Genomic DNA, 25998 nt, shown 5'->3' on the forward strand with positions numbered 1-25998 from the left:
CCGCAAGGCCCCGCCGGCGTCCGCGCAGCCGTCCGTCCGCCCCACCCTCCGGAGCACCGTCATGCCCCTGACCTCGCCCCGCCGGTCCGCACTGGCCGACCAGGTGATTGCGCAGCTGCGCGCCCAGATCACATCCGGCGAGTGGCCGGTGGGCGCCCGCATCCCGACCGAGCCGGAGCTCGTCGAGGAGCTGGGGGTGGCCCGTAACACCGTCCGCGAGGCCGTACGGGCGCTGGCGCACAACGGGCTGCTGGACATCCGGCAGGGCTCGGGCACCTATGTGGTCGCCACCAGCGAGCTGGCCGGGGTGATGAACCGCCGCTTCGCGGAGGCCGACCCGCGCCATGTCGCCGAGCTGCGCAGCGCCCTGGAGGCCGAGGCCGCCCGGCTCGCCGCGCAGCGCCGTACGGAGCAGGACCTGCGGCAGCTCGACACCCTGCTGGAGCGGCGCGAGGCGGCCTGGGACTCCGGGGCGGCCGAGGCGTTCGTGGAGGCGGACGCGACCTTGCACATGGCGGTGGTGGCGGCCTCGCACAACGAGGTGCTCGCCGAGATCTACGCCGACCTCGGGGGCGTACTGCGCGACTTCCTGCGGGCCGACGTCGGCAAGGTGCTGCGGCCCGAGGCACATCTGGACCATGCCCGCCTGGTCGAGGCGATCCGCGCCGGCGACGCCGACCTGGCCGCCTCCGAGGCGAGCGGGCACTCCTTCGGCTGCCGGTTCCCGGCGCTGAAGCGGGGCTGATCACGGGCCGGGGGCGGGTGGGCCCTGGCCGGGGGCGGGTGGGCCGGGGCGTCGGGGCTGATCCCTAAGGGGCGGGGGAACAGATCCCCTAGGGGTTGCGGGCGCCCCCTGCGGGGCCAGAACGTGGCGGGGGCGGGGCGGTATTCCCGGGGCCGTATTCCCGGGGCCGTATTCCCGGGGCCGTATTCCCGGGCGGGCACCAGGTGGGTGGCGCTCCGGCCGCTCACCCCGGATCCTGGCTGACCCAGAGGTCCTCGATCTCCTGCCAGCAGCGCCCGGCCACGGTGATCTGCCCGGCCGGGCCGACCGGCACGGCGCGGGTGTCCACGTCCGGGTCGTACCAGCGGCTGCACTCGATGTGCAGCCGCACCCGGCTGATGGTCCCGTTGGGGTTGAAGCAGCGGGCGGTGCCGGTGCTGCCCACGACGGCGGTACGGCACTGGGCGCGCGGCATGTCCCGGGGATCGTCGGCGGGGGCGGGCGGCACGGCCCGCGCGGCCGAGGCGGTGGCGCCCAGGAGGGCGGCGAGGGTGACGGCAAAGGCTGCCGTACGGCGGTGGGATGCAGGCATGCCGGACCTCCCCACGATGCGCCGGGAACGAGGCGCCGGGCTCGTCCCGGACGCCTCATCCAGTGTGTGGCGGGGGCCGCCGCTTCTCGACTCGAAAACGCGTTCTGCCCGCCCCGGCGGACCGGGACGGGCAGTACGGATGCGGGATCGGCGTCAGGCGCCCATCATGTGCACACCGCCGTCGACGTGCACGACTTCACCCGTCGTCTTCGGGAAGAAGTCCGACAGCAGACCGACGACGCCGCGGCCCGCCGGCTCCGGGTCGGCCAGGTCCCAGCCGATCGGCGCGCGGTGGTTCCAGACGTCCGCCAGCTCCTCGAAGCCCGGGATGGACTTGGCGGCCATCGACTTGATCGGGCCGGCCGAGACCATGTTGACGCGGATGTTCCGCCCGCCCAGGTCACGGGCCAGGTAACGCCCGGTGGACTCCAGGGCGGCCTTGGCGACGCCCATCCAGTCATACTTCGGCCAGGCAATCGACCCGTCGAAGGTGATGCCGACGACCGAGCCGCCGCCGCGCTTCTCCATCAGCGGCAGCAGTGCCATGGTCAGCGACTTCAGGGAGTACGCGGAGACCTGCAGCGCGGTCGAGACGTCCTCCCAGCCCGCCTCCAGGAAGTTGAAGGCGCCCTGCGGACCGAAAGCGATCGAGTGCACGATGCCGTCGATGCCCTCGTCGTCACCGAAGTACTCGCCGACCTTGGCGGCCAGACCGTCCAGGTGCTCCTGGTTGGTGACGTCCATCTCGATGACCGCGGTCGGCTCGGGCAGCCGCTTGGAGATGCGCTCCACGAGCGAGACCCGTCCGAAGCCGGTGAGAACGACCTCCGCGCCCTGCTCCTGCGCGACCTTCGCCGCGTGGAAGGCGATGGACCCCTCGGTGAGGACTCCGGTCACCAAGATGCGCTTGCCTGCAAGGATTCCACTCATGCTGATCAGTGACCCATGCCCAATCCGCCGTCGACGGGAATGACGGCTCCAGTGATGTACGCGGCCTCGTCGGAGGCCAGGAAGCGGACCGAGGCGGCGATCTCCTCGGGCTGCGCATAACGCGCGAGCGGTACCTGCTTCATGATGTTGTCCCGCTGCTCGTCGGTGAGCGAACGGGTCATGTCGGTGTCGACGAAGCCGGGGGCGACGACGTTGACGGTGATGTTGCGGCTGCCCAGCTCCCGGGCGAGCGAGCGGGCGAAGCCCACCAGGCCCGCCTTGGAGGCGGCGTAGTTCGCCTGCCCCGGGCCGCCCATCAGGCCGACCACGGACGAGATCAGCACGACCCGTCCCTTACGGGCCCGCAGCATCGCCCGGTTGGCGCGCTTGACGACCCGGAACGTGCCGGTCAGGTTGGTCTCGATGACCGAGGTGAAGTCCTCCTCGGACATCCGCATCAGCAGCTGGTCGCGGGTGACGCCGGCGTTGGCCACCAGCACCTCGACCGCGCCCTGCTTCTCCTCGATCTCCTTGTACGCCTGCTCGACCTGCTCGCTGTCCGTGATGTCGCACTTCACGGCCAAAAATCCCGCGGGGGGCTCGCCCGAGCGGTAGGTGATGGCGACCTTGTCGCCTGCCTCGGCGAAGGCACGGGCAATGGCAAGGCCAATGCCGCGGTTGCCTCCGGTGACCAGAACCGAGCGGCTCAAAAGATCACCCTTTCCGTTTCCTGATCCGTCCTGAGTTCGCTACGAAACTATCGGTCACGAGGGCTTTCCGAGGAATCGAGCCCGCACAGGGGCTTGCGCCGGTCACTGTCGGGTCCCCACAGAACCAGGCATGATCTAGGCGCCGACTACGGGAGGAAGACGTGCCTGCTGCACCCCATGCCCTGGATGAGACCTTCCTGGCGCTGCCCTTGCGCGCGCTGGCCGACGCCGCGCTGGCGCGGGCCCGCGCGCTGGGCGCCGAACACGCCGACTTCCGCCTGGAGCGGGTGCGCAGCGCGGCCTGGCGGCTGCGCGACGCCCGTACCTCCGGGACCTCCGACACCACCGACCTCGGCTATGCGGTGCGGGTGGTGCACGGCGGTGCCTGGGGGTTTGCCTCCGGGGTGGATCTGACGATGGACGCGGCGGCGCGGGTGGCGTCGCAGGCGGTGGCGATGGCGAAGCTGTCCGCCAAGGTGATCGAGGCCGCAAACAAAGGGCGCGAAGCGCTTCCCTCGAAGGGTGGTGGTGGGCGACGGGTGGGCGAGAGGGTCGAGCTGGCCGCCGAGCCCGCGTACCCGGACCGGACGTGGATCTCCTCGTACGAGATCAATCCGTTCGGCGTACCGGATGCGGACAAGACCGGGCTGCTGGCCGAGTGGAGCGCGCGGCTGCTGGCGGCGCCCGGAGTGGCACATGCGGATGCCTCGCTGCTGACCGTCCAGGAGAACAAGTTCTACGCGGACACCGCGGGGACCAGCACCACCCAGCAGCGCGTCCGGCTGCATCCGCAGCTGACGGCGGTCGCGGTGGACGAGGCCAGCGGCGAGTTCGACTCGATGCGCACCCTCGCCCCTCCGGTGGGCCGCGGCTGGGAGTACCTCACCGGCGACACGTACGACTGGGACGGCGAGCTGGCGCGGATCCCGGACCATCTCGCCGAGAAGATGCGCGCACCGAGCGTCGAGCCGGGCGCGTACGACCTGGTGGTGGACCCGTCGAACCTCTGGCTGACCATCCATGAGTCGATCGGGCACGCCACCGAGCTGGACCGGGCGCTGGGGTACGAGGCGGCGTACGCGGGCACCTCGTTCGCCACCTTCGACCAGCTGGGGAAGCTGGCGTACGGCTCGGAGATCATGAATGTGACGGGTGACCGCACCGCCGAGCACGGCCTGGCGACGATCGGTTACGACGACGAGGGCGTGGCCGCGCAGTCCTGGGACCTGGTCCGGGACGGGACCCTGGTCGGCTATCAACTCGACCGCAGAATCGCCAAGTTGACGGGCTTTGCACGCTCCAACGGGTGCGCGTTCGCGGACTCGCCGGGCCATGTGCCGGTGCAGCGGATGGCCAATGTCTCGCTCCGTCCGGCGCCGGACGGGCCGTCCACCGAGGAGCTGATCGCGGGGGTGGAGCGCGGCATCTATGTCGTCGGCGACCGGTCGTGGTCGATCGACATGCAGCGCTACAACTTCCAGTTCACCGGCCAGCGGTTCTTCCGCATCGAGAACGGCCGGCTGGCCGGGCAGCTGCGCGATGTCGCCTATCAGGCGACCACCACCGACTTCTGGGGCTCGATGACCGCGGTGGGCGGCCCGGGGACCTACGTCCTGGGCGGGGCCTTCAACTGCGGCAAGGCGCAGCCGGGGCAGATCGCGGCGGTGTCGCACGGCTGCCCGTCGGCCCTGTTCGAGGGCGTCAACATCCTCAACACGACGCAGGAGGCCGGTCGATGAGCACGCGTACGCCTCGTACGAGCCGACGCAACGCACCGCACGAGATCGTCGAGCGGGCTCTCGAGCTGTCCCGTGCCGACGGGTGTGTGGTGATCGCCGATGAGCACTCCAGCGCCAATCTGCGCTGGGCGGGCAATGCGCTCACCACCAACGGCGTCACCCGCGGCCGGACGCTGACCGTCATGGCGACGGTGGACGGCGGGCAGGGCACCGCGTCGGGGGTGGTCTCGCGGTCGGCGGTGACCGCGGACGAGCTGGAGCCGCTGGTGCGGGCCGCGGAGGCGGCCGCGCGGGATGCGGGGCCGGCCGAGGACGCGCAGCCGCTGGTGGCCGGGGCGAAGGCGTCGGCGGACTTCACGGAGGCACCCGGCGAGACGTCCTCGGACGTCTTCGCGCAGTTCGCGCCGGCCCTCGGCGAGGCCTTTCAGCAGGCCCGGTCCGGCGGCCGGGAGCTGTACGGCTTCGCGCACCACGGGGTCGTCTCGTCCTACCTGGGCACCTCGGCCGGGCTGCGGCTGCGGCACGACCAGCCCACCGGGACGCTGGAGCTGAACGCCAAGTCGCCGGACCGTACGCGCTCGGCCTGGGCCGGGCGTGCCACCCGTGACTTCGGCGATGTCGATCCGCGGGAGCTGGATGCGGAGCTGGCGCGGCGGCTGGGCTGGGCCGGGCGGCGGATCGAGCTGCCGGCCGGGCGGTACGAGACGCTGCTGCCGCCGACCGCCGTGGCCGACCTGCTGATCTACCAGCTGTGGTCGTCGTCGGCGCGGGATGCCGCGGAGGGCCGTACGGTCTTCTCCAGGACGGGCGAGGGCGCGGGGGCGTCGCGTACCCGGCTGGGTGAGCGGCTCTCCGAGCTGCCGCTGACGCTGCGCAGCGACCCGGCGGCGCAGGGGCTGGAGTGCGCGCCGTTCGTCCTGGCGCATGCCTCCGGCGACGATGCGTCCGTCTTCGACAACGGGCTGCCGCTGACGGCCACCGACTGGGTGCGCGACGGTGTGCTGAACCGGCTGCCGACCACCCGGCACAGCGCGGCGCTGACCGGTCTTCCGGTGGCGCCGGGGATCGACAACCTCGTTCTGGAGGCGGGCGGTTCGCGTTCCCTGGACGAGATGGTGGCGGCGAGCGGGCACGACGGTCCGGCGCTGCTGCTGACCTGCCTGTGGTACATCCGCGAGGTCGACCCGGCCACGCTGCTGCTGACCGGGCTGACCCGCGACGGCGTCTATCTGGTCGAGGGGGGCGAGGTGGTCGGCGAGGTCAACAACTTCCGCTTCAACGAGTCGCCGGTGGATCTGCTGTCGCGGGCGGTGGAGGCGGGCCGTACGGAGCGGACCCTGCCGCGCGAGTGGAGCGACTACTTCACCCGGGCGGCGATGCCGGCGCTGCGGATCCCGGACTTCCACATGAGCTCGGTCAGCCAGGGGGTGTGAACGCGGGGGGCTGAGCGCGCCTGCCCGGCCGGGGAGGCGGGGGCCGGTGTGCGGACACCGAATAGACTGGCCTCTTGCTTCCCCCTCGGGGATCCGCCCTTGGGGACCCACGATCGATCAGGAACGCCATGACACGCCTCGGCGAATCCGTCGCCCGCGCCAGCACGCTGCTCTCCGCCGACCTCTCCTCGGACGCCACCGTCCAGGAGCTGCTCGAGGAGACGGGCGCCCGGCGCTATCTCGACCTGACGGACCTGCCCGCCAAGGAGCAGGCCGAACTGATCGCGGCCCGTACGGTCGAGGTCCTGCCGGGCGTGGACAAGCTGGCCGAGCGGATCGAGGAGCGCCGGGCGGCGGGCACGGGCCTGCACATCAAGCTGGGCATCGACCCGACGGCGACCGATGTGCACCTGGGGCACGCGGTCCCGCTGATCATCCTGAGCCGGTTCCAGCGGCTGGGGCACGACGTCACGCTGATCATCGGCGACTTCACGGCCAAGATCGGTGACCCGTCGGGCCGTACCGCCGAGCGCCCGCCGCTGACCGACGAGGACATCGCGCACAACCTCGCCACCTACCGCGAACAGGTGCGCCCCTTCTTCGACTTCGAGAAGGTCAGCTTCCGGCAGAACAGCGAGTGGCTGTCGCCGTACACCTTCCCGGAGCTGCTGGGGCTGCTCGCCCAGGTGCCGGCCTCGCAGCTGCTGCAGCGCGAGGACTTCCGCAACCGGCTGGCGGCCGGCTCCGGGCTGACCATGACGGAGCTGCTGTACCCCATCGCGCAGGGCCTGGACTCGGTGGCGTTGGAGTGCGATGTGGAGCTGGGCGGCTCCGACCAGCTGCTCAACCTGCAGATGGGCCGCAAGCTGATGGAGCTGCGCGGGCAGCGGCCGCAGCTGGTCGTCACCATGCCGCTGATCGAGGGCACGGACGGCACCGGCGCCAAGATGTCCAAGTCCAAGGGCAATTACGTCGGTCTGGGCGCGCCCGCCGACGATGTCTTCGGCAAGATCATGTCGGTGCCGGACCGGCTGATGGAGCCGTACCTGAAGGCCTGGACGGAGTGGACGGACGAGGAGATCACGCTCGCCTTGGGCCGGATCGGTGACCGGTCGCTGCACCCGATGGACCTCAAGAAGGTCCTCGCGGGTGAGGTCGTGGCGGCGCTGTACGGGCTGGAGGCGGCGATGGCCGCGCGGGCCGGGTTCGTCGCCCAGTTCTCCAAGAAGTCCTTCGCCGACGTCGAGTCGCTGCCGGTCGTCGATGTCGCCGAGCACGGCGGCGAGACCGTCGCGGCGGTGCTGACGAAGGTTCTGGAGTTCACGCCGAGCGCCTCTGCGGCGCGGCGGCTGGCCAAGCAGAACGCGCTGCGGCTGGTCGTGGAGGGCGAGGGCGGTCAGCAGACCGTGGTGCTCGCCGAGGCGGAGTCGGTACGGCCGCTGGCCGAGGTGCTGGCCGAGAAGCTGGCCGGTGCGCCGGGCACCGCGTACCTCAAGGCCGGGCGCAAGCTCGCGCAGCTCGAGGGGCGCTGAGCCCCGGCGGCCCGGCGGCGGCCGGTGTGCACACTGTGCGCACCGGCCGCCGTTGTCCGTCCGCAGCGCTCAGGCGGTGGGTTTCTTGCCGCGGGTGCCGACCCAGAACCGGTCGCCCACGCCGACGATGAGCACCGCGCCGGCCAACTGCAGCAGATGCCGGATCCAGTCGATGCCCGAGGTCTCGTTGACGCCGAGCCCGGTGGCCGCCCAGTTGCCCAGGACGCTGCCCAGCATGCCGAAGATCACGGTCAGCCAGAGGGGGATCTGCTGCTTGCCGGGGATGACGGCCTTGGCGATCAGACCCAGGATCAGGCCGAGGATGATGGCCCACAACCAACTCATGTCGCCTCCTCTTACGGCGCGGAGCCGGCCACCGCGCAGGTAACCGTGCCCCGCCAGTGTCGCTCCGCATCTCCTACGCCGCATGCCGGAGCGGCGTCTCCACAGATCGCTCCGGCCGGCCCCGGCGTCCCTGGGCATGACCCGCTCTCGTAGGCGGCCCAGCCGCGGCGTACCGTGGGATCTGCCCGGAAAGCGGGGAGAATCCGGCATACGACAGCAGGTGGTGGAACGTGATGCGGAAGCAGAGCAGTGCCCAGTCCTTCCGGATCACCGGGGCGCGGCAGGGGCTGTCCGAGGACGTGCGGGGACGGCAGCGCCGTTATGTGATCTCGATGGCGATCCGGAGCGTTTCGGTCGTGCTCGCCACCGTGCTGTGGAACATCGAGCGGCCGATTGCCATTGCGATGCTGGTGCTGGGCATAGGGTTGCCGTACGTCGCGGTGGTGATCGCCAACGCGGGCCGGGAGAACGCCCCTTCGCTTCCGTCGACGTTCGTCCCGCCGCCGTCGCGGCCCGTGCTGGGACCGGGCAGCGGGGAGCCGGGCGGCCAGGACGGGCCCGCGGAATCCGTTCCGGAGGCACCGGAGGCGGACGCTCCGGACCCCGGGCGGGAGCGAAGCTGAGCGGCACGCGTCCGCAAAGCTCAAGAAAAGCTCAGATCAATCGTGCGGATCCGGTGCACCGCGCACCATTCCCCGTGACATACTGCGTACGCGCTCCGCATCCCCCGTCGGAGCGACGGACCGACGCCGGGCGGCTCCCCCCGTGGCTGCCCGGCGTCGCCATGTCCGCTGCCGGGTGCGGCACGTAGGGTTGAGGCCGTGAACTCCCCGGATCTCCCGAATTTCCTGACCGGTCCCGGCGCCGATGCGGGCGCCGCCATCTGCTCCGCCAAGGGCTGCCGCGCGGCCGCGGTGTGGGTGCTGGCCTGGAACAACCCGAAGCTGCACACCCCGGACCGCCGCAAGACCTGGCTGGCGTGCGAGGAACACCGGGAGCATCTGTCGCAGTTCCTCGGCGTACGCGGCTTCCTGAAGGACGTGGTGACGCTCGAGGAGTGGGAGGCGTCGGCCGCCGGGCAGTGACCCCGGCGCGCGCCCGGCGCCCGGCTCAGCCGCCGATCGCGGACATCGGACGCTCGGGCTGCAGGAAGGACGGGTCGTCCAGTCCGGAGCCCGCCTTCTTGCCCCACATCGCGAGCTTCCAGATGCGGGCGATCTCGGCGTCGGGGGCGTCCGAGCGCAGGGCGGCCCGCAGGTCCGTCTCCTCGGTGGCGAACAGGCAGGTGCGGACCTGGCCGTCGGCCGTCAGCCGCGTACGGTCGCAGGCGCGGCAGAACGGGCGGGTGACGGAGGCGATGACGCCGACGCGGTGCGGGCCGCCGTTGACGGTCCAGCGCTCGGCGGGCGCGGCGCCGCGCGCCTCCTGACCCTCGGGGGTGAGCTCGAAGCGGGTGCGCAGCGAGGCGAGGATGTCACCGGCGGTGATCATGCCGTCGCGCTTCCAGCCGTGCTGGGCATCCAGGGGCATCTGCTCGATGAAGCGGAGCTCGTAGTCGTTCTCGACCGCCCAGGCGAGCAGGTCGGGGGCCTCGTCGGCGTTGAGGCCGGGCATCAGGACGGTGTTGACCTTGACCGGGGTGAGGCCGGCGGCGCGGGCCGCCTCCAGGCCGCGCAGGACGTCCTCGTGCCGCTTGCGGCGGGTCAGGGCCTGGAAGACGTCCGGCCGCAGGGTGTCGAGGGAGACATTGACCCGGTCGAGGCCGGCGTCGCGCAGCGCGGTGGCGGTGCGCTGGAGGCCGATGCCGTTGGTGGTCAGGGACATCTGGGGGCGCGGGGTGAGCTGTGCGACGCGCTCGACGATGCCGACCAGGCCGGGGCGGAGCAGCGGTTCACCGCCGGTGAAGCGGACCTCTTCGATGCCGAGGTCCCGTACGGCGATGGTGATCAGCCGGACGATCTCGTCGTCGGTGAGCAGATCGGGCTTGGCGAGCCATTGCAGCCCTTCTTCGGGCATGCAGTACGTACACCGCAGATTGCAGCGGTCCGTCAGCGAAACGCGCAGGTCGGTGGCCACGCGACCGTAAGTGTCGATGAGCACTGGGCCCCCTCCCCGACAGGGGTAGATCAATTGCTTCGGCAGTGGATCAGTTCGGTACGTGTTCGAGCCTACGCGATGGGTCCGGCGGTGAGCAGGGCGCAGAAGCACGAGGTGGGCGGGGTGGCGTCGTAGATCTCTACGATGCCACCCCGCCCGTTGGCTGTAGGGACGGCTCAAGCCGCCATCGGGGAGGGCTAGTGGGCCCCGGTTCCGGTCAGCGAGCGGACCTCGAGCTCGGCGTACTTCTTGGTGTCCGGCTCCTCTTTGGAGAGCAGGGATCCCAGCCAGCCGAGGAGGAAGCCCAGCGGGATGGAGATCAGGCCGGGGTTCTCCAGTGGGAAGAGGGCGAAGTCGGCGCCGGGGAACATCGAGGTCTCCTTGCCGGAGACGACCGGGGAGAAGAGGACCAGCAGGACGGAGGAGGTGAGGCCGCCGTAGATGGACCACAAGGCGCCCTGGGTGGTGAAGCGCTTCCAGAACAGGCTGTAGAGGATGGTCGGGAGGTTGGCGGAGGCGGCGACCGCGAAGGCGAGCGCCACCAGGCCGGCGACGTTCAGGCCGCGGGCGAAGACGCCGAGCGCGATGGCGACGGCGCCGATGCCGACGGTCGCCCAGCGGGCCGAGGCGACCTCTTCCTTCTCCGTGGCCTTGCCCCTGCGGATGACATTGACGTAGATGTCATGGGCGAAGGACGAGGACGAGGCGAGGGTGAGCCCGGCGACCACCGCGAGGATCGTCGCGAAGGCCACCGCGGAGATGACGGCGAGCAGCACCGCGCCGCCGGTGGATCCGGCGCCACCGCCGATCACCTCGGCGAGCTGCGGGGCCGCGGTGTTGCCCGCCTTGTTGGCGGCGGTGATCGCCTCGGGCTTGATCAGGGCCGCGGCGCCGAAGCCGAGCGCGATGGTCATCAGGTAGAAGACGCCGATGATCCCGATCGCCCAGTTCACCGACTTCCGGGCGGCCTTGGCGGTGGGGACGGTGTAGAAGCGGATGAGGATGTGCGGCAGGCCCGCGGTGCCCAGCACCAGGGCGAGGCCCAGCGAAATGAAGTCGATCTTCGAGGTGGCGGTGGCTCCGTACTTCAGGCCGGGCTCCAGGAAGGCGGCGCCCTTGCCGCTGTTCTCCGCGGCGGCGCCGAGCAGCTCGGAGAGGTTGAAGTGGAACTTGAGCGCCACCAGGAACGTGATCAGCAGGGTGCCGGCGATCAGCAGCACCGCCTTGACCATCTGGACCCAGGTGGTCCCCTTCATGCCGCCGATGGTGACGTAGAGGATCATCACGATGCCGACGAGGACGACGACGAGGATCTTGCCGACCTCGCTGGTGATGCCGAGGAGCAGGGTGACCAGGGCGCCGGCGCCCGCCATCTGGGCGAGCAGGTAGAAGATCGAGACGATGATGGTGGAGGTGCCGGCGGCCGTACGGACCGGGCGCTGGCGCATCCGGTAGGCGAGGACGTCGCCCATGGTGAACCGGCCGGAGTTGCGCAGCGGTTCGGCCACCAGGAGGAGGGCGACCAGCCAGGCGACGAGGAAGCCGATGGAGTAGAGGAAGCCGTCGTAGCCGAAGAGGGCGATGGCGCCGGCGATGCCGAGGAAGGACGCGGCGGACATGTAGTCGCCGGAGATGGCCAGGCCGTTCTGGAAGCCGCTGAACTGGCGGCCGCCGGCGTAGAAGTCCTCGGCGCCCTTGGTCTGCCGGCCGGCCCAGACGGTGATGCCGAGGGTGGCGGCGACGAAGACCGCGAAGAGGGTGATGATCAGGGTGCGGTGCTCGCCCGCGCCGCCGGCCGCGAGGTGCTGGGTGAGGTTCATGCGCCACCTTCCTTGCGGAGGGTGACGCCCTCCAGGCGGGACTTGATGGCTTCGGCCTTGGGGTCGAGCTTGGCGGCGGCGTGCCGGGAGTACCACCAGGCGATCAGGAACGTGGTGGCGAACTGGGCGATGCCGAGGACGAAGGCGACATTGAGGTGGCCGACAACCTTGGTGGCCATGAAGCCGCCGGCGTAGCTCGACAGCAGTACGTACACCAGGTACCAGAGGATGAAGGCGAGGGTGAGCGGGAAGGCGAACGAGCGGTGGGTGCGGCGCAGTTCGGCGAATTCCGCGCTCGACTGCACCTGGCTGTAGTCGGGCGGCTCGTGCGTCCCGGTGTCGGTAGTGGGTGCGGCGCTCACGGATTCTCCTGACACGTAGGGCTGGTACTGAGGCCGACAATAAGGCCCGGATAAGTGATGTGGATCACGCGCATCGTAGAACCGCCGGCAGCGATGCGACAGGGGGCGGATGGTTGAAACCGCGAAGAAAATCGCAGGAATGCCGGCCCGGCCGCCACCGCTGCGCGGGCGCTTCGTTGAGCCCGGTGTGACTCCGCCGCCCCCGCAGGCCCCGCAGCCCTCCGGTCCCCGTCGGCACCCCTACGGCAGCATCCGGCTGCCCGCCCCTCCCCCACTCTCGGCTTCGCTCGAGCGGGAGGTGCCCCCACCCGCCGCCCCGGTGGTACGACGGCCCCCCCGCTGGTACGGCCCGCGGGTCGCCCTGCCCCCGCTGAGCATCGGCACGCTGCGGCGCGGCACCTGACGCCGCCCCGCACCACGGCTTTGACGTGACGTCAATTTGCCATCCCTGACGGGTTTTTTCCCGGTTCCATTGCTGAGCGCCGGTGATCGCCGCTAACTTCACGTCTCATTGCATCCGCCCGTGCGCAAACCCGTGCACGGGCGGTCTCACGGATGATGTGGAGTACCCATGGCTCATCCCCGATCCAGACGCGGGCCCTGGCCCTGCCACTCGGACTGGCTCTGACGGCGTCCCTCGGCTTCCTTTCGACCGCGGCCACCGCCGCGCCTCAGGACGCCGCCCCCGCCGCCGCGGTCACGACCGACGGCCCGCTCCTTTCGTACGTCGTGAACGCCGCGCCGGACCACGCCACGGTCGGCAAGGTGAAGAAGGCGATAGCCAAGGCCGGCGGGAAGGTGATCGTCGCCCATGAGCAGATAGGCGTGATCGTCGTCCACTCGGCCAACCCGAAGTTCGCCGAGACGATACGCACGGTGGCGGGCGTGCAGTCGGCGGGTGCGTCCCGTACCGCGCCGCTCAAGGCGTCCGGCACCACCGACGTCGGCAAACCGCAGAAGATCGACCGCCTGGCGAAGGACCGGCTCAAGGCGGCGGCCACGGCGGCGAAGGCGAACGGCAAGGAGCCGCTCGAACCGCTGCAGTGGGACCTGCCCGCCATCAAGGCCGACAAGGCCGCGAAGGTGAACCCCGGCGGCCGGAACGTCACCGTCGGCATCATCGACACCGGTGTGGACGACACCCACCCGGACCTGAAGGCGAACTTCTCCGCAAAGCAGTCCGCCAACTGTGTGGGCGGCGTGGCCGATACGTCCAAAGGGGCCTGGCGGCCCTGGGACGCGGACGCCGACTACCACGGCACGCATGTCGCGGGCACGATCGCCGCGGCCCGTAACGGCGTGGGCGTGGCGGGCGTCGCGCCCGGCGTGAAGATCTCCGCCCTCAAGGTCAGCGAGCCCGAGACGTCGCTGTTCTACGCCGAGAGCGTGGTGTGCGCCTTTGTCTTCGCGGCCGACCACGGCGTCGAGGTGACCAACAACAGCTATGACGTCGACCCGTGGATGTTCAACTGCAAGGACGACGCCGATCAGGCGGCGATCATTGACGCGGTCGGCCGGGCCGCGAAGTACGCCCAGGGCAAGGGCGTGCTCAACGTCGCCGCGGCGGGAAACTCGAACCTGGACCTCGCGGCCGAGAAGCTCACCGACAGCGGGAGCCCCAACGACTCGACGCCCGTCGAGCGCACCATCAATCCCAAGACCTGCTGGGACGTGCCCACCCAGCTGCCGGGCACGGTGACGGTCTCCGCGACCGGGGTGCACAAGCTCAAGTCGTACTACTCGAACTTCGGCCTGGGCCAGATCGATGTGGCGGCGCCGGGCGGCGACACGAAGCAGGTGCCCGAGCTGCCCGCCAAGAACGGCAACATCCTCTCCACGATGCCGGGCGGCGACTGGGCCTATCTGGCGGGTACGTCCATGGCGACCCCGCATGTCGCGGGAGTGGCGGCGCTGCTGAAGACCACGCACCCCAAGTCCAGCCCGCAGGAGCTCCAGTGGCTGCTCAAGCAGCAGGCGGACAACCCCGGCTGCCCCACCGGTGACGCCACCTGCACCGGCACCAAGCACCTCAACAGCCACTACGGGTACGGCATCGTCAACGCGCTGGCCGCGGTGAAGAGCTGACTCAGGCGCTAAGTGCCTTACGGGGCCGGGTGGTTCGCCGCCCGGCCCCCTCCGTGTCTCCGGGCCCGGCGGCCGCCCGCAGCACGCCCTCGGCCAGCGCGAGCTGCGCCGCCGCATAGGTGAGCATGATCCAGAACTGCGGGGCGGGCAGCTGCGGCCAGTGGGCGATGCCGCTCGCGATCAGGGTGTCGGAGAGCAGGAACAGCAGCCCGCCGACCGCCGCCCACGGCCCCGCCCGCAGCGCACCGAAGGCCATCGCGGTCAGCAGGAGGCTGTAGCCGGCGACGGGGATCCGCAGGTCGGCCGGGAGGTCCGCCCACAGGAGCGCGACGGTCGCGGCCAGGACCGCGGCGTAGACGCCGCCGAACGTTCCCGTACGGGCACGGCCGCCCAGCGGCGCCCCGTGCCGGGCGCACAGCACCAGATAGCAGAGGTGCCCGGCGGCGAAGGACCCCATCCCCACCAGGAAGGCGGCGCCCCCGCCGGCTCCGCCGATCTGGAGGAAGGTGTCGCCGCCGCAGCCGAACAGCAGCGCACCGGCGAGCAGCGGTGGGCCGCCGCGAGCCAGCACGTAGACGGCGAGCACCGGCATCAGGGCGGGCTTGGTGAGGTGTGCGAGGCCGGCGGCGCCGGCGAGCAGCGCGCCGAGGTGGACGACGGTGAGCACGCCGAAGGCGCCCAGCAGGGGCCGTTCCGCCCTGGGCAGGCGAGCGGTCACGCGACGGTCTCCTCGACGGCGGCCGCAGGGGCCTTTGCCGCCCGGCTCCCCGCGGCCGGCTGCCACCCCGGCCCGCGGAAGACCCGCCCCGCGCGCTCGCGCCAGCTGTTCGCCGCCTTGATGTCGCGCGCGATGGCGGCGTACTCATGGGTGGCCACCCGCAGCGGATTGAAGCTGTCGATGTTCTTGGTGAGGCCGTAGACGGGCCGCTCGGTCTCCGGGACGAACGAGCCGAACATCCGGTCCCAGATGATCAGGATCCCGCCGAAGTTACGGTCCAGATAGCCGCCCTGCGAGGCGTGATGGACCCGGTGGTGGGAGGGCGTGTTGAGCACGAACTCGAAGGGGCGGGGCAGCTTGTCGACCCGTTCCGTATGCACCCAAAACTGGTAGACGAGGTTGGCGCCGGAGCAAAAGGCGATCGCGGCCGGGTGCACGCCGAGGGCGATCATCGGGACGTAGAACGGCCAGACGGTCCAGGTCGTCCAGGGCTGGCGCAGGGCGGTGGTGAGGTTGAACTTCTTGCTGGAGTGGTGGACCACATGGCAGGCCCACAGGATGCGGATGACGTGGTGGCCGCGGTGCGACCAGTAGTAGAAGAAGTCCTGGGCGAGCAGCATCAGCAGCAGCGTCCACCACAGCACCGGGACGCGCAGCGGAGTGAGTTCATAGACCGCGGCGTAGATCGCCACGATGGGTATCTTCCACAGGGCGTCGAAGACGAGGCTGCCGAGCCCCATGCCGACGCTGGTGGCCGCGTCCTTGGCTTCGTAGCCCTTTGCATCCTCGTCGGGATGGAGGCGATAGCTCACCATCTCCACGACGGTGAGCAGAACAAAGGCGGGTACGGACCACAACACGACATCGGGCAGGTGCGGCATGCCCGCACCATAAAGCGGGTGACGGGGATGCCGCTAGGGGTTGTTACTCAGAAGTATGTGAGACCTGATGTCAGCTACCGGGCGAAACATACCGTCGGTAACGTTGTCCGGCTCGTCCCCTTCTCACCACACCCGTACGGAACCGCCCGCCGCGAACGCCGGGCTCGTCGCGTCCGCCGGGATCTTCTCCAGGGGTGCGGCGATCTCGGCGACCGTCGGGCCGACGCGGGCCGCTATGGCGTCGAGGTGGGCGAGGTCGAAGCCGTAGACGCGGGCGGCGTTGGTGGCGAGCATGGCGGTGATCTCGTCCGTGGGCAGGCCCGCGTAGGCCAGGCGGAGGGCCTCGCGGGAGTAGGGCGGGGTGCCCTCGTCGTGGGGGTAGTCGCTGCCCCACATGATCTTGTCGAGGCCGATGCGGTGGCGGAGCGGGACCTCGTGGGGGCGCATGAAGCTGGCGCCCACGGAGCAGTTGTCGCGCCAGATGGCGGCCGGGGTGTCGCCCATGGTCGCGGCGAGGCCGGCGCCGAACTTGGCCTCGGCGGTGGCCGCGCGGGTGGAGGCCGCCACCAGGCGGTCGTGGTAGTAGTCCAGCATGTCCAGGATGCCCGGGATCCAGCCGGAGCCCTGTTCGGTGAGGACGAGCTTGAGGGTGGGGTGGCGGCGGAAGGCGCCGCCGAAGATGAGGTGCCACAGGGCGCGGTGCGAGAACCACGTCGTCTCCACCATGAAGACGGCGCGGGCGGCGGGTTCGTCGCCCAGCGGCGGGGAGGCCGAGCCGCCGTGGTGGTTGACCGGGACGTCCAGGTCGGCGCAGGCCGCCCAGAGGGGGTCGTAGACGGGGGAGTGGAGTTCGGGCAGGCCGGAGCCGGGCGGGGTGCCGGGGAGCATGATGCCGCCGGTGAGGCCGGCCTCCTTGGTGCGGTGGACCTCCCGCACGGCCTCGTCGACATCGTTGAGGAGGATCTGGGCGACGCCCGCCCGGCGGCCGGGAGCCTCGGCACAGAAGTCGGCGAGCCAGCGGTTGTGGGCGCGCAGGCCCGCCCAGCGCAGGCCGAACTCCTCACCGGTGGGGGCCGGGGCCATCAGGGACGCGCTCGGGAAGAACGGCGGGATGGTGTTGGGGAAGACGACCTCGGCGACGATGCCGTCGGCCTCCTGCTCGGCCAGCCGGCGGGCGGAGTTCCAGTTGCGGTCGGCGGTGTCGGCGAGCAGGTCCTCGTGCGGGTTGACGTAGCCGGCGGCCCAGACGTCGAAGGCCTCGTGGTACCGGGATTCCAGGTACGGCTTGTAGTCGAGGAGGTCGGCGCCGGCGTGGCAGTCGGCGGAGATGACGGTGTAGCGGTCGGTTGCGGGGGCACTCGCGGGGTCGTTCACGCGGTTGTTCACGGGGTCACTCCCAGGGTCGGGAAGTCGTCGCCGGTCAGCCAGTGGCGGCCCGCCTCGCGGGAGCGGGCCCAGGAGGACTCGACGGCCGACTGGTCGGCGGGCTGGCCGAGTTCGGCGGGTGTGGGGCCGATACGGCGGGCCAGCGGGGCCAGCTTTGCGGTGTCGAACCCGAAGACCTCGGCGGCCGACCGGCCGAGCATGCGGCGGGTCTCGGCCACCGGGATGTCGTGGAAGGTCTTCTTCAGCCAGGTGCGGGTGTCGGGCCAGGTGCCCTCGGGGTGCGGGAAGTCGCTGCCCCACAGGATGTTGCCGACGCCGATCTCGTAGCGCTGGGCCAGTTCGCGGCGTTTGGTGTTGGTGGCGCAAAGGAAGACCTGGCGGTCCAGGTACTCGTGCGGGGGGCGCTTGAGGGCGGCGAAGGGTGAAAGCTTCTTGCCGCCGTGGGCGCCGAGGTAGAGGCGGTCCATGAACCAGAGGAGGTTCGGCAGCCACCAGCAGCCGGATTCGGCGACGCCGAACGTCAGGCCGGGGTGGCGTTCGAAGACGCCGGACCAGAGCAGGAACCACAGGGGGCGGGCCGGCCACCAGGTCACCTCGGAGACATAGATGCCGAGGTGGTCGCCGTATTCGTGGCGGGGCGCGGCCCCGGAGTGGGTGAGAACCGGCATCGCGCACTCGGCGGCCGCGGCCCAGACGGGGTCGTAACGGCGGTCGTGGTAGGGCGCGTTGTCGACCCACATGGAGGGGATCATCAGGGCGCCGAGGCCGGACGCCTTGGCGCGGTGGATCTCGGCGACGACCTTGTCCGGGTCGGCGGTGACGGGCAGCAGGGCGACGCCGCAGTGCCGTTCGGGGTGTGCGGAGACGAAGTCGGCGAGCCAGCGGTTGTGCGCCTGGGCGCCGGCCATGCCGAGTTCCGGATCCTGGTCGCCGGACAGGCCCAGGCCCACACCGAAGGGGGCGGCCGTACCGCTGTCGACGGCGTCCGCGTCCGGGAAGACGACCTCCGCCGCCACCCCGTCGCCGTCGAGTTCCTTCAGGCGCTGCGCGCTGTCCCAGCCGCCGCGCAGGCCCTCTTCGTTGTCCTGGAACCACTTGGCGGCGAAGGCGTCGTTACGGACGCCGAGGCGGGTGGCCTCGGCGCGGCGGGCGTCGCGTTCGCCGAGGAAGCCGTCGAAGGCGCGGTGGAAGCGGGCGTCGAGGTAGGGGCGGTACTCCTCGGTGGGGAGCCCCGCGTGGCAGTCGGAGGAGATGATCAGGTAGGGGTCCTGGTCGGTCATCGCATGTCCCTTGGTCCCTCGGTCGGGCATCAGTCGAGAATGAAGTGCTCCAGGTACGACGGGTCGGCGCGGTCGAGCATCGACTGTGAGCGGGCCCGGATCTGCCGGTCGCTGTGCTCGCTCCCGGGCAGCAGCCAGAAGCGGTCGGCCGCGAGGCCTTCGGCAACGAGGTCGGCGACCTGCTCGACGGGCGTGAACGCGATGTCCTGGCCGGCCTCCTTCATGGCGGCCTCCCACTGTTCGAGGCTGCGGTACGGCGTCCTGCGGGGCCGCTGCTTGGCGTACCGGCCCGGCCGGTTGCGGTGCGACTCCCACAGGCCCGTACGCAGCATGTGCGGCCCGGGGAAGAGCACCGATGCGCCCACCCGCGCGCGCTCCGCCTTCAGATGCGCGTACAGGGACTCGGTCATCGTCACCACGGCCGCCTTGGTGACGGCGTAGACGGAGGCGGTGGGCAGGGGCGCGATGCCGCCGTCGGTGGAGGAGGTGTTGACGACATGGCCGGGCTCGCCGGCCGCGATCATGCGCGGTACGAACGCCTGGATGCCGTGGAAGACGCCCCAGACATTGACCGAGAACGCCCATTTCCAGTCGTTGGGTTCGTGCTCCCACATCCGGCCCTCGGCGCCCGAGCCCACGCCCGCGTTGTTGCACAGCAGATGCACCGCGCCGAAGGTGTCGTACGCGGCGTCGGCGAGGGCCACGACCTCCTCCCGTACGCCGACGTCCACGGTGCGCGCCAGCACCTCGGCACCGTCCGCGATCAGCTCGTCGGCGGCGGCGCGCAGCGGCTCCTCCTCGACGTCCGCGAGGACGACCCGCAGGCCCTCCGCGGCGAAGCGGCGCGCCAGGGCCAGCCCGATGCCGCTCGCGGCGCCGGTGACCACCGCGACCTGTCCCGCACGCAGCTGCATCAGACGCTCCCCTCGGGCGGGCCGTCGAGGATCTGCTGCGGGTCGTCGTAGCGCTGGTGGAGGTAGGGCAGCAGGGCCTCGGCGCTGACCCGCTCGGCGACCCTGCCCTGCTGGTCGGTGGTCTTCTCGCCGAGGGTGATCCCGACGAGGGTGCGTACGGGGAGGTCGGCGACGGGGTCGTACATCGACTCGCGCAGGACCACGTCCCCGGTGATCCGCTCCAGCCTGCGGACCTTCTCGTTGCGTACGCAGTGCACCAGGACGGGGTCGAGGTCGAAGCCCGAACCGTCCACGGCGGGCAGGAACTTGAAGTAGAAGTCGGTCCTGCGGGCCGGCTCCGGCACCGGGAGCGGGGCGCTGACCGCGCCGCGGACCTCGACGAAGGCGATGCCGTGCCGGGCGAGCGCGGCGCGGACGAGGGGGCCGTCGCGTTCGACGGTGACCTCGCCCAGCTTCTTGGGCTCGCCGAAGACCTCGCGGCCGCCGATCAGGGCCCGCTCGTGGGTCATCGGCATGACGAGCGGATACCAGCCCTCGACGCCGTGGTGCACGGCCGCCACGGCGACCGAGCCCGCGCCCAGGGGGTAGCCGGGCAGGTCGACGGTGGAGATGGTGGCCCGGACCAGGGGGCGGCCGGTGGGTTTGAGCGGCGGCGGCAGAACGGCCGCGACCGCGTCCGGGTCGCTCTCCCAGACGGCCACCACGCCGGTGGACCAGATGTCGGGGAGCTTGGAACTCGCGGTGCGCGCGGCGGCGATCTCCTTCTCGGTGCGCGCTCCGTAGCGTATGCGTGCCATGTCGTACCGCCCTTCGTCGTGGCTGACTTGCGGGGGTCGTGCCAGGCGCCTGTAACACTGTTACACCGCGCGCCGCGAAGGGTAAAGAGCCTTGCGCGCAAGGGAGTTGTCGGGATAGGTGGAGGGCATGACACGTACCGCGCTGACCGGCGAAGAGGTTCTGACGAGCGCCGCCCGGCTGGTGCGGGCGCACGGCCCCGCAGCGCTGACCATGCGCCGGCTCGCCACGGAGCTGGGCACCGCCGTCACCTCCATCTACTGGCACGTCGGCAACCGCGAGTCGCTGCTGGACGCCCTGGTGGAGCGCACCGTCCGGGAAATGGGCGAGATCCGCCCCGTCGGCGAGACCCCGCACGCCCGGATCGTCTCGGTGGCCCGCGCGCTGCGCACCGCGCTGCGCGAGCGCCCGCATCTGATCGCGATGGTCCATGAACGCGGCCTGACGGAGCGGATGTTCCTGCCCGCGCAGCAGGCGCTGGTCCATGAGGCGCACGCCGCCGGGCTGCGCGGCGAGCTCGCGGCCGAGGCGGTACGGGCGGTGCAGTTCCAGGTGGTCGGCTTCGTCCTGATCGAGCGCAACCGGGAGCGGGCGCCGGAGCAGCACCCCAGCGAGGGCGAGTTGTGGGACTCCCCCACCGCCGGGCACGATCCGGCGCTGGCCCGCGCGCTGGCCGGCCCGGTCGACGCCGAGCGGCTCTTCCTGGTCTCGCTCGACGCCCTGGTGGCGTCGCTGCTGGCGCCGGGGGAACCGGAGCCGACGGATCCGGGGCGAACGGACCCCCAGCAGACGGATCCGGGGCGGACGGACCCGGAAAACGACTGGCTTCCGCGATCACCGGCGTCCTAGACTCGCGGTCGCGGGGGCGGCTCCGCGGCGTGCTTCCTTCTCATTATTCAAAAATGACTCCAGCGCGCCCACTCTCCGCCCCCGCGGCCCTGGCGTCGGACGGGCTGCGCACCACCGGCCGGGTGGGCTCAGCCGGCTTCTTGGTCCTGCACACCGAAGGTCCGCAGCGTCGCTCCAGATACCTCCCAACAAACCTCCGAAGCAGGCCGGTTGGCATGCTCCGGACGGTAGAGTGATCGCCGCAAGCCTGCACGTCAGGAGGGAGGTGCGCCCCGCGTGTCCAAGGCCGACATGGGACGCCGGTACCGGCTGTACCCCACTTCGGAAACTGAGGCCCGGCTGACTGCGTGGGGGCACACCTGCCGGGCGTTGTGGAACGTTGCACTGGAGCAGCGCCGGTACGTGTACCGGCAGCGCGATCTGACACTGATGGGGTCGGCGCAGTGCAAGCAGCTCGCCCAGGCCCGCGCCGAGCTGGACTGGATCGCTGATCTGCCGTCCGAGTGCGGCCAGCGGGTGCTGGCGAACCTGGACGCAGCGTTCCTCAACTTCTGGAACCCTGACCATCCGTCGGGGTTCCCAGCGCGGAAGAAGCGCGGGCACCGCATGAGCATCCCCTTCAAAGGCCAGCGGATCGAGGTCCGCAAGCTCAGCCGGCACTGGGGCGAAGTACGCCTGCCGAAGCTCGGCTGGGTACGTTTCCGGCTCTCCCGCGCTCTGGGCGGAGTGATCCGCAACGCCACCGTGTCCCGGGACGGGACGGGCTGGCACATCTCCTTCGGCGTACACACCGGCCGCAGGCCCGCCGCGCCGAACGGCGAACCAGCGTGCGGGGTGGACTTCGGCGTGAGCGCGTCGGCATACGTCTCCACCGAGACCGAGCCGCGGACGATGCCGCCCGCCCTCACCACTACCGAGCAAGCCCGGCTGCGGTTCCTGGAACACCGGAAGGCTCGGCAGCTCAGCTACGCCAAGAAGCGCAACGGGGGCCGGTACTCGGGGCGCCTGCGTAAGACCATCGCCCAGATCGCCAAGCTCAGGACCCGGCAGGCCAACCGTCGACAGGACTTCACACACGAGCTCACCACCGACCTGGCCAAAAACCACGGCATTGTCGGTATCGAGGACCTGCGCGTGAAGAACATGACCACGACGGCCAAGGGCACCATGAACGCACCGGGCAAGAACGTTGCTCAGAAGGCCGGGCTGAACCGGTCGATCCTGGACAACACCCCCGGCGAGCGGCGTCGGCAGCTGGGGTACAAGTGCCTGCTGTACGGCTCGGAGCTGGTCGCGGTGCCCGCGTTCCACACCTCCCAGACCTGCGCCGCCTGCGGCGCGGTCGACCCCGACAGCCGTCAAGGCTGCGGCAGGCTCTTCTCCTGCGTCCACTGCGGGCACGAGGACGACGCCGACCACAACGCCTCGATCGAGATCGAGGCCCGAGCCCGCCGGACGGGTGGCTCGGTCATCAACAGCACGCGCAGCACCCACGCGGTGCGAGTCCCCGCCCAACGCGGGAGGCGGACGCGTGAAACCCTCCCGGCCACCCACGGGTAGCCGAAGGGAATCGCCCCTGATCAGAGGGGTGAGGAATCGTCAACGAGTACGTCGACCTCGACCTGACGGCACCGTCGGCCGGGCGGGCGCGCTACGCCGTGGTCATCGTCTTCAGCTACAACGACATCCCGTTCGACGACCTGCCCGACGCGTTCGCCGGATTCATGGAACTGCCCGACGGTCTACGGCTGGGCGCCGCCTACGACCCGCGCTCCGTCCGCCAGCGCTTCGACCTGACCGGTGACTCCCGTGTGTGCGTCCCGATGCTGGTCGACCTCCAGGACGGCAGCGCGCTGTGGACCGATGTCCATCTGCCGCCGTCCGGGGGCTACCACAACGTGGACATGCACGCCGGGCCGCTCGGGGTCCTCGGCCGTCACCTCATCGAGCGGTACGCCGACCCCGGCCGGGTCACTCTCTGGGACCTGTCGGTGTGGCACGCCGCGGCCCGCACCGACGAGGTCGCGGTGCTGCGCCGCGCGGTCCACGGTTCCCCGGCCACCGACCGCAAGGAATCGGACAACGTGCGCGAGCCGGACGCGCCCGACGAGGTATGGACGTACCGGCGGGCGGCGGACGAGACCGACGCCTCGTTCGCGGCGCGGATCCGTACCGGCGCGGCGCCGGACTCCCGTACGCCCGCCAAGGACGCGGACGCCCTGGCGGCCGAAACCGCCGCCGGGCGGCGGGTACTGCTTGTCCTGGTGGACGGCACGGTCGCGCCCGACGAGGCGACCGGGACGCTCTACCGGCTCTATCCGGGGCCCGCTGACGGTGTCTCGGGGCTGCGCCGGATCGCCGCGGGCGACCTCGTCGCCGCCCTGGAGACCGCGGTCGCGACGGGCCCGGATGCGCCGGCCGCGGACGACGGCGGTGCGGTGGCTGTCAGTGGCGGCCCGTATCCTCAGTGACCATGCTCGAAGACCGCATGGCAGCAGCTCACTCGATCGCGCCGGAGACCGCGCCGAAGATCGGGCAGCAGCCGGGCCCGCAGACGCCGCCGGCTCCCTGGCCGGACGGGTACCCCCAGGGGTACGCGGTGGTCGACGTGGAGACCACCGGCCTGGCCCGCGACGACCGGATCATCTCCGCCGCGGTGTATCAACTCGACGCCCGGGGTGAGGTCCAGGACCACTGGTACACCCTCGTCAATCCGCAGCGCGATCCGGGCCCGGTCTGGATCCACGGCCTGACGAGTGAGGTGCTGGCCGATGCGCCGCTCTTCCCGGAGATCGTCCCGGAGCTGTCGCGGCGTCTGGCGGACCGCGTGCTGGTCGCGCACAACGCCATGTTCGACTGGTCGATGATCGCCCGCGAGTACGCCCGCGCCGGCGCGGTGGCCCCGGTGCGCCGGCGGCTGTGCACCATCGCGCTCTCCAAGGAACTGCGGCTGCCGCTGCCCAACCACAAACTGGAATCCCTCGCGGCCCATTACGGCGTCGTACAGGAACGCGCCCACCACGCCCTGGACGACGCCCGGGTGCTGGCCGAGGCCTTCACGCCCAGCCTGCGCCGGGCCGCGCGGGAGAAACTGCGGCTGCCGCTGCTGACCTGCCAGCCGCTGACGGAGTGGTCGGACTCCCCCGCCCCCCGGCAGCATGCCGCCGCCTCGTCCTACCGCCCGTCCTCCTGGCGTCCGTCCCGCAAGCGCCCGGCGTGTCCGTATCCCAACCCGGGGCGCTATGCGGCGGGCGGGCGGCTGGTCCAGGGGATGCGGGTGGCGTTCTCCGGGGACACGTCCGTGGACCGCGAGCTGCTGGAGGACCGGGCGATCGAGGCCGGGCTGCACATCGCGACCAGCATGTCCCGGCTGACCAGCCTGCTGGTGACCAACGACCCCGACGCGCAGACCTCCAAGACCGCCAAGGCCGCCCGGTTCGGCACGGTCGTGGTCGACGAGGCGGCCTTCATGCAGCTGCTGCGAGACGTGGAACCCGCAGAACCCGCAGCACCGGCAGAACCGGCGGCCCCCGCTGACCAGGCGCCTGCGTCCGGGTGAAGCCCGGCCAACACACCCGCCCGCACCTCGCTCCGCAGGGGCCCCGCCCGCACCCTGTGGCGCATGGCACGTTGTGAGGTCTGCGGAAACGAATACGGCATGACGTTCGAGGTGCACGCGCAGGGCGCGGTGCATGTCTTCGACTGCTTCTCCTGCGCCATCCACCGCATGGCGCCGATCTGTGAGCACTGCCGGTGCCAGATCATCGGCCAGGGCGTCGAGGTCGAGGGGCACTTCTACTGCGGCGCCCATTGCGCGCGCTCGGAGGGGAAGGTGGGCATCGTCGACAGAGTCTGAGCCCGGCACCGCCCCTACGCGGCTTCCGGCCCCCGGCAGGACCCCCTGGCCGGGGGCCGCCGCACGCCAGGTACGGTCGTTGGCGTGTACCGCTTCCTGTTGTCCCGGCAGTGGGTGATCCTCACCCTGTTGGGTCTCGTGCTGATCCCCGTCATGATCGAGCTGGGCTTCTGGCAGCTGCACCGTCACGAGCACAAGGTGGCGCAGAACCAGCTCATCGCCGACAGCCTGGCCGCCGAGCCGGTCCCGGTCACCCGGCTGACCGTCCCCGGCCGGGCGCTCCCCCGGCACGACATGTGGCGTACGGTCACCGCCACCGGCACCTACGACACGGCGCATGAGGTCGTGGTCCGCCAGCGCACCGCCGCCGACGAGCAGAGCATCGGCTATTACGTCCTGACCCCGCTCGCGCTCGAGGGCGGCAAGGACGTCCTGGTCAACCGCGGCTGGATCTCGGCCGGCAACGACCTCACCAGGTTCCCCGACGTCCCGGCCGCCCCCAGGGGCAAGGTCACCGTCACCGGCCGGATCATGGCCGACGAGACCACCGCGGAAAGCGGCATCAAGAACACCAAGGGCCTGCCCGCCCGCCAGGTGATGCTGATCAACAGCACGCAGATGGCGAAGCGGCTGGCGCGGCCGGTGCTCGGCGGCTACATCGAGCAGACCGCGCCCAGGCCGGCCGGCGGCAGCCCCGAGCCGGTCCCCGAGCCGGACCACGACAGCATCGGCCCGCACATGGCGTATGCGATCCAGTGGTGGCTGTTCGCCGCGGCCGTTCCGGTCGGCTGGGTCATCCTCGTACGCCGCGAACGCCGCGACCGGGCGGAGGCGGCGGCCAAGGAGGCGAGCGGGGCGGCCGGGGAGCCGGAGGAGGCCACCGGGGCGGCCGGGGAGCCGGTAGCCCGGACAGCCGCGCTCACCGACTAGCACCCGCGCCGGGCGGGAAA

The 25998-nt window shown here is 71.1% G+C and carries 26 protein-coding genes and 1 pseudogene; 14 read left to right on the top strand and 13 right to left on the bottom strand.

Annotation, left to right across the window (positions count from 1 at the left end; genetic code table 11):
• Window positions 1–61: 61 nt before the first annotated feature.
• A complete protein-coding gene (locus tag AB0D04_RS21280) occupies window positions 62–745 on the top strand; it encodes an FCD domain-containing protein (RefSeq protein WP_362705444.1) in 684 nt (227 codons plus the stop codon).
• A gap of 223 nt (window positions 746–968) precedes the next feature.
• Here the strand turns inward: AB0D04_RS21280 and AB0D04_RS21285 are convergent, their stop codons facing one another.
• From AB0D04_RS21285 to fabG, 3 genes are all read right to left on the bottom strand, one after another.
• Window positions 969–1316 (bottom strand): hypothetical protein, encoded by a 348-nt coding sequence (locus tag AB0D04_RS21285; RefSeq protein ID WP_362705447.1) that lies wholly within the window; start codon window positions 1314–1316, stop codon window positions 969–971.
• Between the two features lie 153 nt (window positions 1317–1469).
• Window positions 1470–2246 (bottom strand): enoyl-ACP reductase FabI, encoded by a 777-nt coding sequence (gene fabI, locus AB0D04_RS21290; protein WP_362705448.1) that lies wholly within the window; start codon window positions 2244–2246, stop codon window positions 1470–1472.
• A 5-nt stretch (window positions 2247–2251) separates the two neighbouring features.
• Window positions 2252–2956, bottom strand: a complete 705-nt coding sequence (gene fabG, locus AB0D04_RS21295) for a 3-oxoacyl-[acyl-carrier-protein] reductase (protein ID WP_362705450.1) — start codon at window positions 2954–2956, stop codon at window positions 2252–2254.
• A 161-nt stretch (window positions 2957–3117) separates the two neighbouring features.
• Here fabG and AB0D04_RS21300 point away from each other — a divergent pair, with 161 nt between their 5' ends.
• The 3 genes from AB0D04_RS21300 (at window position 3118) to tyrS (ending at window position 7660) form a co-directional block, all read left to right on the top strand.
• Complete coding sequence (locus AB0D04_RS21300) at window positions 3118–4695, top strand: TldD/PmbA family protein (protein ID WP_362705452.1); 1578 nt, start codon at window positions 3118–3120, stop codon at window positions 4693–4695.
• The gene (locus AB0D04_RS21305; protein ID WP_362705455.1) at window positions 4692–6128 is read left to right on the top strand and encodes a metallopeptidase TldD-related protein; all 1437 of its coding nucleotides are present in this window, start codon (window positions 4692–4694) and stop codon (window positions 6126–6128) included. The genes AB0D04_RS21300 and AB0D04_RS21305 overlap by 4 nt, the downstream gene beginning before the upstream one ends.
• Before the next feature lie 128 nt (window positions 6129–6256).
• Window positions 6257–7660 carry a tyrosine--tRNA ligase gene (gene tyrS / locus AB0D04_RS21310; protein ID WP_362705457.1) on the top strand — a complete coding sequence of 468 codons (1404 nt, stop codon included), beginning with the start codon at window positions 6257–6259 and terminating at the stop codon, window positions 7658–7660.
• A gap of 69 nt (window positions 7661–7729) precedes the next feature.
• On the opposite strand, the gene AB0D04_RS21315 is transcribed toward tyrS, so the two are convergent.
• Entirely contained in the window at window positions 7730–8005 is a 276-nt protein-coding gene (locus tag AB0D04_RS21315) for a GlsB/YeaQ/YmgE family stress response membrane protein (RefSeq protein ID WP_362705460.1), read from the bottom strand.
• Window positions 8006–8238: 233 nt separating this feature from the next.
• Here AB0D04_RS21315 and AB0D04_RS21320 point away from each other — a divergent pair, with 233 nt between their 5' ends.
• Entirely contained in the window at window positions 8239–8628 is a 390-nt protein-coding gene (locus AB0D04_RS21320; RefSeq protein ID WP_362705463.1) for a DUF3099 domain-containing protein, read from the top strand.
• Between the two features lie 225 nt (window positions 8629–8853).
• Complete coding sequence (locus tag AB0D04_RS21325; protein WP_362705551.1) at window positions 8854–9090, top strand: hypothetical protein; 237 nt, start codon at window positions 8854–8856, stop codon at window positions 9088–9090.
• A gap of 25 nt (window positions 9091–9115) precedes the next feature.
• Here the strand turns inward: AB0D04_RS21325 and moaA are convergent, their stop codons facing one another.
• The 3 genes from moaA to AB0D04_RS21340 form a co-directional block, all read right to left on the bottom strand.
• Window positions 9116–10105: a GTP 3',8-cyclase MoaA gene (gene moaA, locus AB0D04_RS21330; RefSeq protein WP_362705465.1), complete on the bottom strand. Its 990-nt coding sequence runs from the start codon at window positions 10103–10105 to the stop codon at window positions 9116–9118.
• Window positions 10106–10299: 194 nt separating this feature from the next.
• Window positions 10300–11922 (bottom strand): cation acetate symporter, encoded by a 1623-nt coding sequence (locus AB0D04_RS21335; RefSeq protein WP_362705467.1) that lies wholly within the window; start codon window positions 11920–11922, stop codon window positions 10300–10302.
• Window positions 11919–12284: a DUF485 domain-containing protein gene (locus AB0D04_RS21340; RefSeq protein ID WP_362705470.1), complete on the bottom strand. Its 366-nt coding sequence runs from the start codon at window positions 12282–12284 to the stop codon at window positions 11919–11921. The genes AB0D04_RS21335 and AB0D04_RS21340 overlap by 4 nt, the downstream gene beginning before the upstream one ends.
• A gap of 139 nt (window positions 12285–12423) precedes the next feature.
• Here AB0D04_RS21340 and AB0D04_RS21345 point away from each other — a divergent pair, with 139 nt between their 5' ends.
• The gene (locus tag AB0D04_RS21345) at window positions 12424–12687 is read left to right on the top strand and encodes a hypothetical protein (protein WP_362705473.1); all 264 of its coding nucleotides are present in this window, start codon (window positions 12424–12426) and stop codon (window positions 12685–12687) included.
• Window positions 12688–12855: 168 nt separating this feature from the next.
• Window positions 12856–14369, top strand: a pseudogene (locus AB0D04_RS21350) (S8 family serine peptidase).
• Window position 14370: 1 nt separating this feature from the next.
• Here the strand turns inward: AB0D04_RS21350 and AB0D04_RS21355 are convergent.
• From AB0D04_RS21355 to AB0D04_RS21380, 6 genes are all read right to left on the bottom strand, one after another.
• On the bottom strand, window positions 14371–15087 hold the full coding sequence (locus AB0D04_RS21355) for a lysoplasmalogenase (RefSeq protein WP_362705476.1): 717 nt from the start codon (window positions 15085–15087) through the stop codon (window positions 14371–14373).
• A complete protein-coding gene (locus AB0D04_RS21360; RefSeq protein WP_362705479.1) occupies window positions 15084–15968 on the bottom strand; it encodes a sterol desaturase family protein in 885 nt (294 codons plus the stop codon). The genes AB0D04_RS21355 and AB0D04_RS21360 overlap by 4 nt, the downstream gene beginning before the upstream one ends.
• 123 nt (window positions 15969–16091) lie before the next feature.
• The gene (locus AB0D04_RS21365) at window positions 16092–17354 is read right to left on the bottom strand and encodes an amidohydrolase family protein (protein WP_362705482.1); all 1263 of its coding nucleotides are present in this window, start codon (window positions 17352–17354) and stop codon (window positions 16092–16094) included.
• Complete coding sequence (locus tag AB0D04_RS21370) at window positions 17351–18634, bottom strand: amidohydrolase family protein (protein WP_362705484.1); 1284 nt, start codon at window positions 18632–18634, stop codon at window positions 17351–17353. Before AB0D04_RS21370 ends, AB0D04_RS21365 begins: the two co-directional genes overlap by 4 nt.
• Window positions 18635–18663: 29 nt before the next feature.
• On the bottom strand, window positions 18664–19548 hold the full coding sequence (locus AB0D04_RS21375) for an SDR family NAD(P)-dependent oxidoreductase (protein ID WP_362705486.1): 885 nt from the start codon (window positions 19546–19548) through the stop codon (window positions 18664–18666).
• Window positions 19548–20345 carry an acetoacetate decarboxylase family protein gene (locus AB0D04_RS21380; protein WP_362705488.1) on the bottom strand — a complete coding sequence of 266 codons (798 nt, stop codon included), beginning with the start codon at window positions 20343–20345 and terminating at the stop codon, window positions 19548–19550. Before AB0D04_RS21380 ends, AB0D04_RS21375 begins: the two co-directional genes overlap by 1 nt.
• A gap of 127 nt (window positions 20346–20472) precedes the next feature.
• Here AB0D04_RS21380 and AB0D04_RS21385 point away from each other — a divergent pair, with 127 nt between their 5' ends.
• The 6 genes from AB0D04_RS21385 (at window position 20473) to AB0D04_RS21410 (ending at window position 25978) form a co-directional block, all read left to right on the top strand.
• Window positions 20473–21192, top strand: a complete 720-nt coding sequence (locus AB0D04_RS21385) for a TetR/AcrR family transcriptional regulator (RefSeq protein WP_362705491.1) — start codon at window positions 20473–20475, stop codon at window positions 21190–21192.
• A 276-nt stretch (window positions 21193–21468) separates the two neighbouring features.
• On the top strand, window positions 21469–22752 hold the full coding sequence (locus tag AB0D04_RS21390; RefSeq protein ID WP_362705494.1) for a transposase: 1284 nt from the start codon (window positions 21469–21471) through the stop codon (window positions 22750–22752).
• 98 nt (window positions 22753–22850) lie between these two features.
• Entirely contained in the window at window positions 22851–23663 is an 813-nt protein-coding gene (locus tag AB0D04_RS21395; RefSeq protein ID WP_362705497.1) for a hypothetical protein, read from the top strand.
• A 2-nt stretch (window positions 23664–23665) separates the two neighbouring features.
• The gene (locus tag AB0D04_RS21400) at window positions 23666–24751 is read left to right on the top strand and encodes a DEDDh family exonuclease (RefSeq protein ID WP_362705500.1); all 1086 of its coding nucleotides are present in this window, start codon (window positions 23666–23668) and stop codon (window positions 24749–24751) included.
• A 63-nt stretch (window positions 24752–24814) separates the two neighbouring features.
• Window positions 24815–25048 carry a hypothetical protein gene (locus AB0D04_RS21405; RefSeq protein WP_362705502.1) on the top strand — a complete coding sequence of 78 codons (234 nt, stop codon included), beginning with the start codon at window positions 24815–24817 and terminating at the stop codon, window positions 25046–25048.
• Between the two features lie 84 nt (window positions 25049–25132).
• Window positions 25133–25978 (top strand): SURF1 family protein, encoded by an 846-nt coding sequence (locus AB0D04_RS21410; RefSeq protein ID WP_362705504.1) that lies wholly within the window; start codon window positions 25133–25135, stop codon window positions 25976–25978.
• Window positions 25979–25998 lie beyond the last annotated feature (20 nt).

It is taken from the genome of Streptomyces sp. NPDC048483, from assembly GCF_040651455.1.
In the GTDB taxonomy this organism is placed as follows: Bacteria; Actinomycetota; Actinomycetes; order Streptomycetales; family Streptomycetaceae; genus Streptomyces.

Coding starts and splice junctions, on each gene's coding strand:
- AB0D04_RS21380 (WP_362705488.1), bottom strand. CDS start 20,345: ATGGCACGCATACGCTACGGAGCGCGCACCGAGAAGGAGATCGCCGCC.
- AB0D04_RS21345 (WP_362705473.1), top strand. CDS start 12,424: ATGCCGGCCCGGCCGCCACCGCTGCGCGGGCGCTTCGTTGAGCCCGGT.
- AB0D04_RS21360 (WP_362705479.1), bottom strand. CDS start 15,968: ATGCCGCACCTGCCCGATGTCGTGTTGTGGTCCGTACCCGCCTTTGTT.
- AB0D04_RS21385 (WP_362705491.1), top strand. CDS start 20,473: ATGACACGTACCGCGCTGACCGGCGAAGAGGTTCTGACGAGCGCCGCC.
- AB0D04_RS21320 (WP_362705463.1), top strand. CDS start 8,239: ATGCGGAAGCAGAGCAGTGCCCAGTCCTTCCGGATCACCGGGGCGCGG.
- AB0D04_RS21280 (WP_362705444.1), top strand. CDS start 62: ATGCCCCTGACCTCGCCCCGCCGGTCCGCACTGGCCGACCAGGTGATT.
- AB0D04_RS21285 (WP_362705447.1), bottom strand. CDS start 1,316: ATGCCTGCATCCCACCGCCGTACGGCAGCCTTTGCCGTCACCCTCGCC.
- AB0D04_RS21400 (WP_362705500.1), top strand. CDS start 23,666: ATGCTCGAAGACCGCATGGCAGCAGCTCACTCGATCGCGCCGGAGACC.
- tyrS (WP_362705457.1), top strand. CDS start 6,257: ATGACACGCCTCGGCGAATCCGTCGCCCGCGCCAGCACGCTGCTCTCC.
- AB0D04_RS21405 (WP_362705502.1), top strand. CDS start 24,815: ATGGCACGTTGTGAGGTCTGCGGAAACGAATACGGCATGACGTTCGAG.
- AB0D04_RS21305 (WP_362705455.1), top strand. CDS start 4,692: ATGAGCACGCGTACGCCTCGTACGAGCCGACGCAACGCACCGCACGAG.
- AB0D04_RS21335 (WP_362705467.1), bottom strand. CDS start 11,922: ATGAACCTCACCCAGCACCTCGCGGCCGGCGGCGCGGGCGAGCACCGC.
- AB0D04_RS21315 (WP_362705460.1), bottom strand. CDS start 8,005: ATGAGTTGGTTGTGGGCCATCATCCTCGGCCTGATCCTGGGTCTGATC.
- fabI (WP_362705448.1), bottom strand. CDS start 2,246: ATGAGTGGAATCCTTGCAGGCAAGCGCATCTTGGTGACCGGAGTCCTC.
- AB0D04_RS21375 (WP_362705486.1), bottom strand. CDS start 19,548: ATGCAGCTGCGTGCGGGACAGGTCGCGGTGGTCACCGGCGCCGCGAGC.
- AB0D04_RS21370 (WP_362705484.1), bottom strand. CDS start 18,634: ATGACCGACCAGGACCCCTACCTGATCATCTCCTCCGACTGCCACGCG.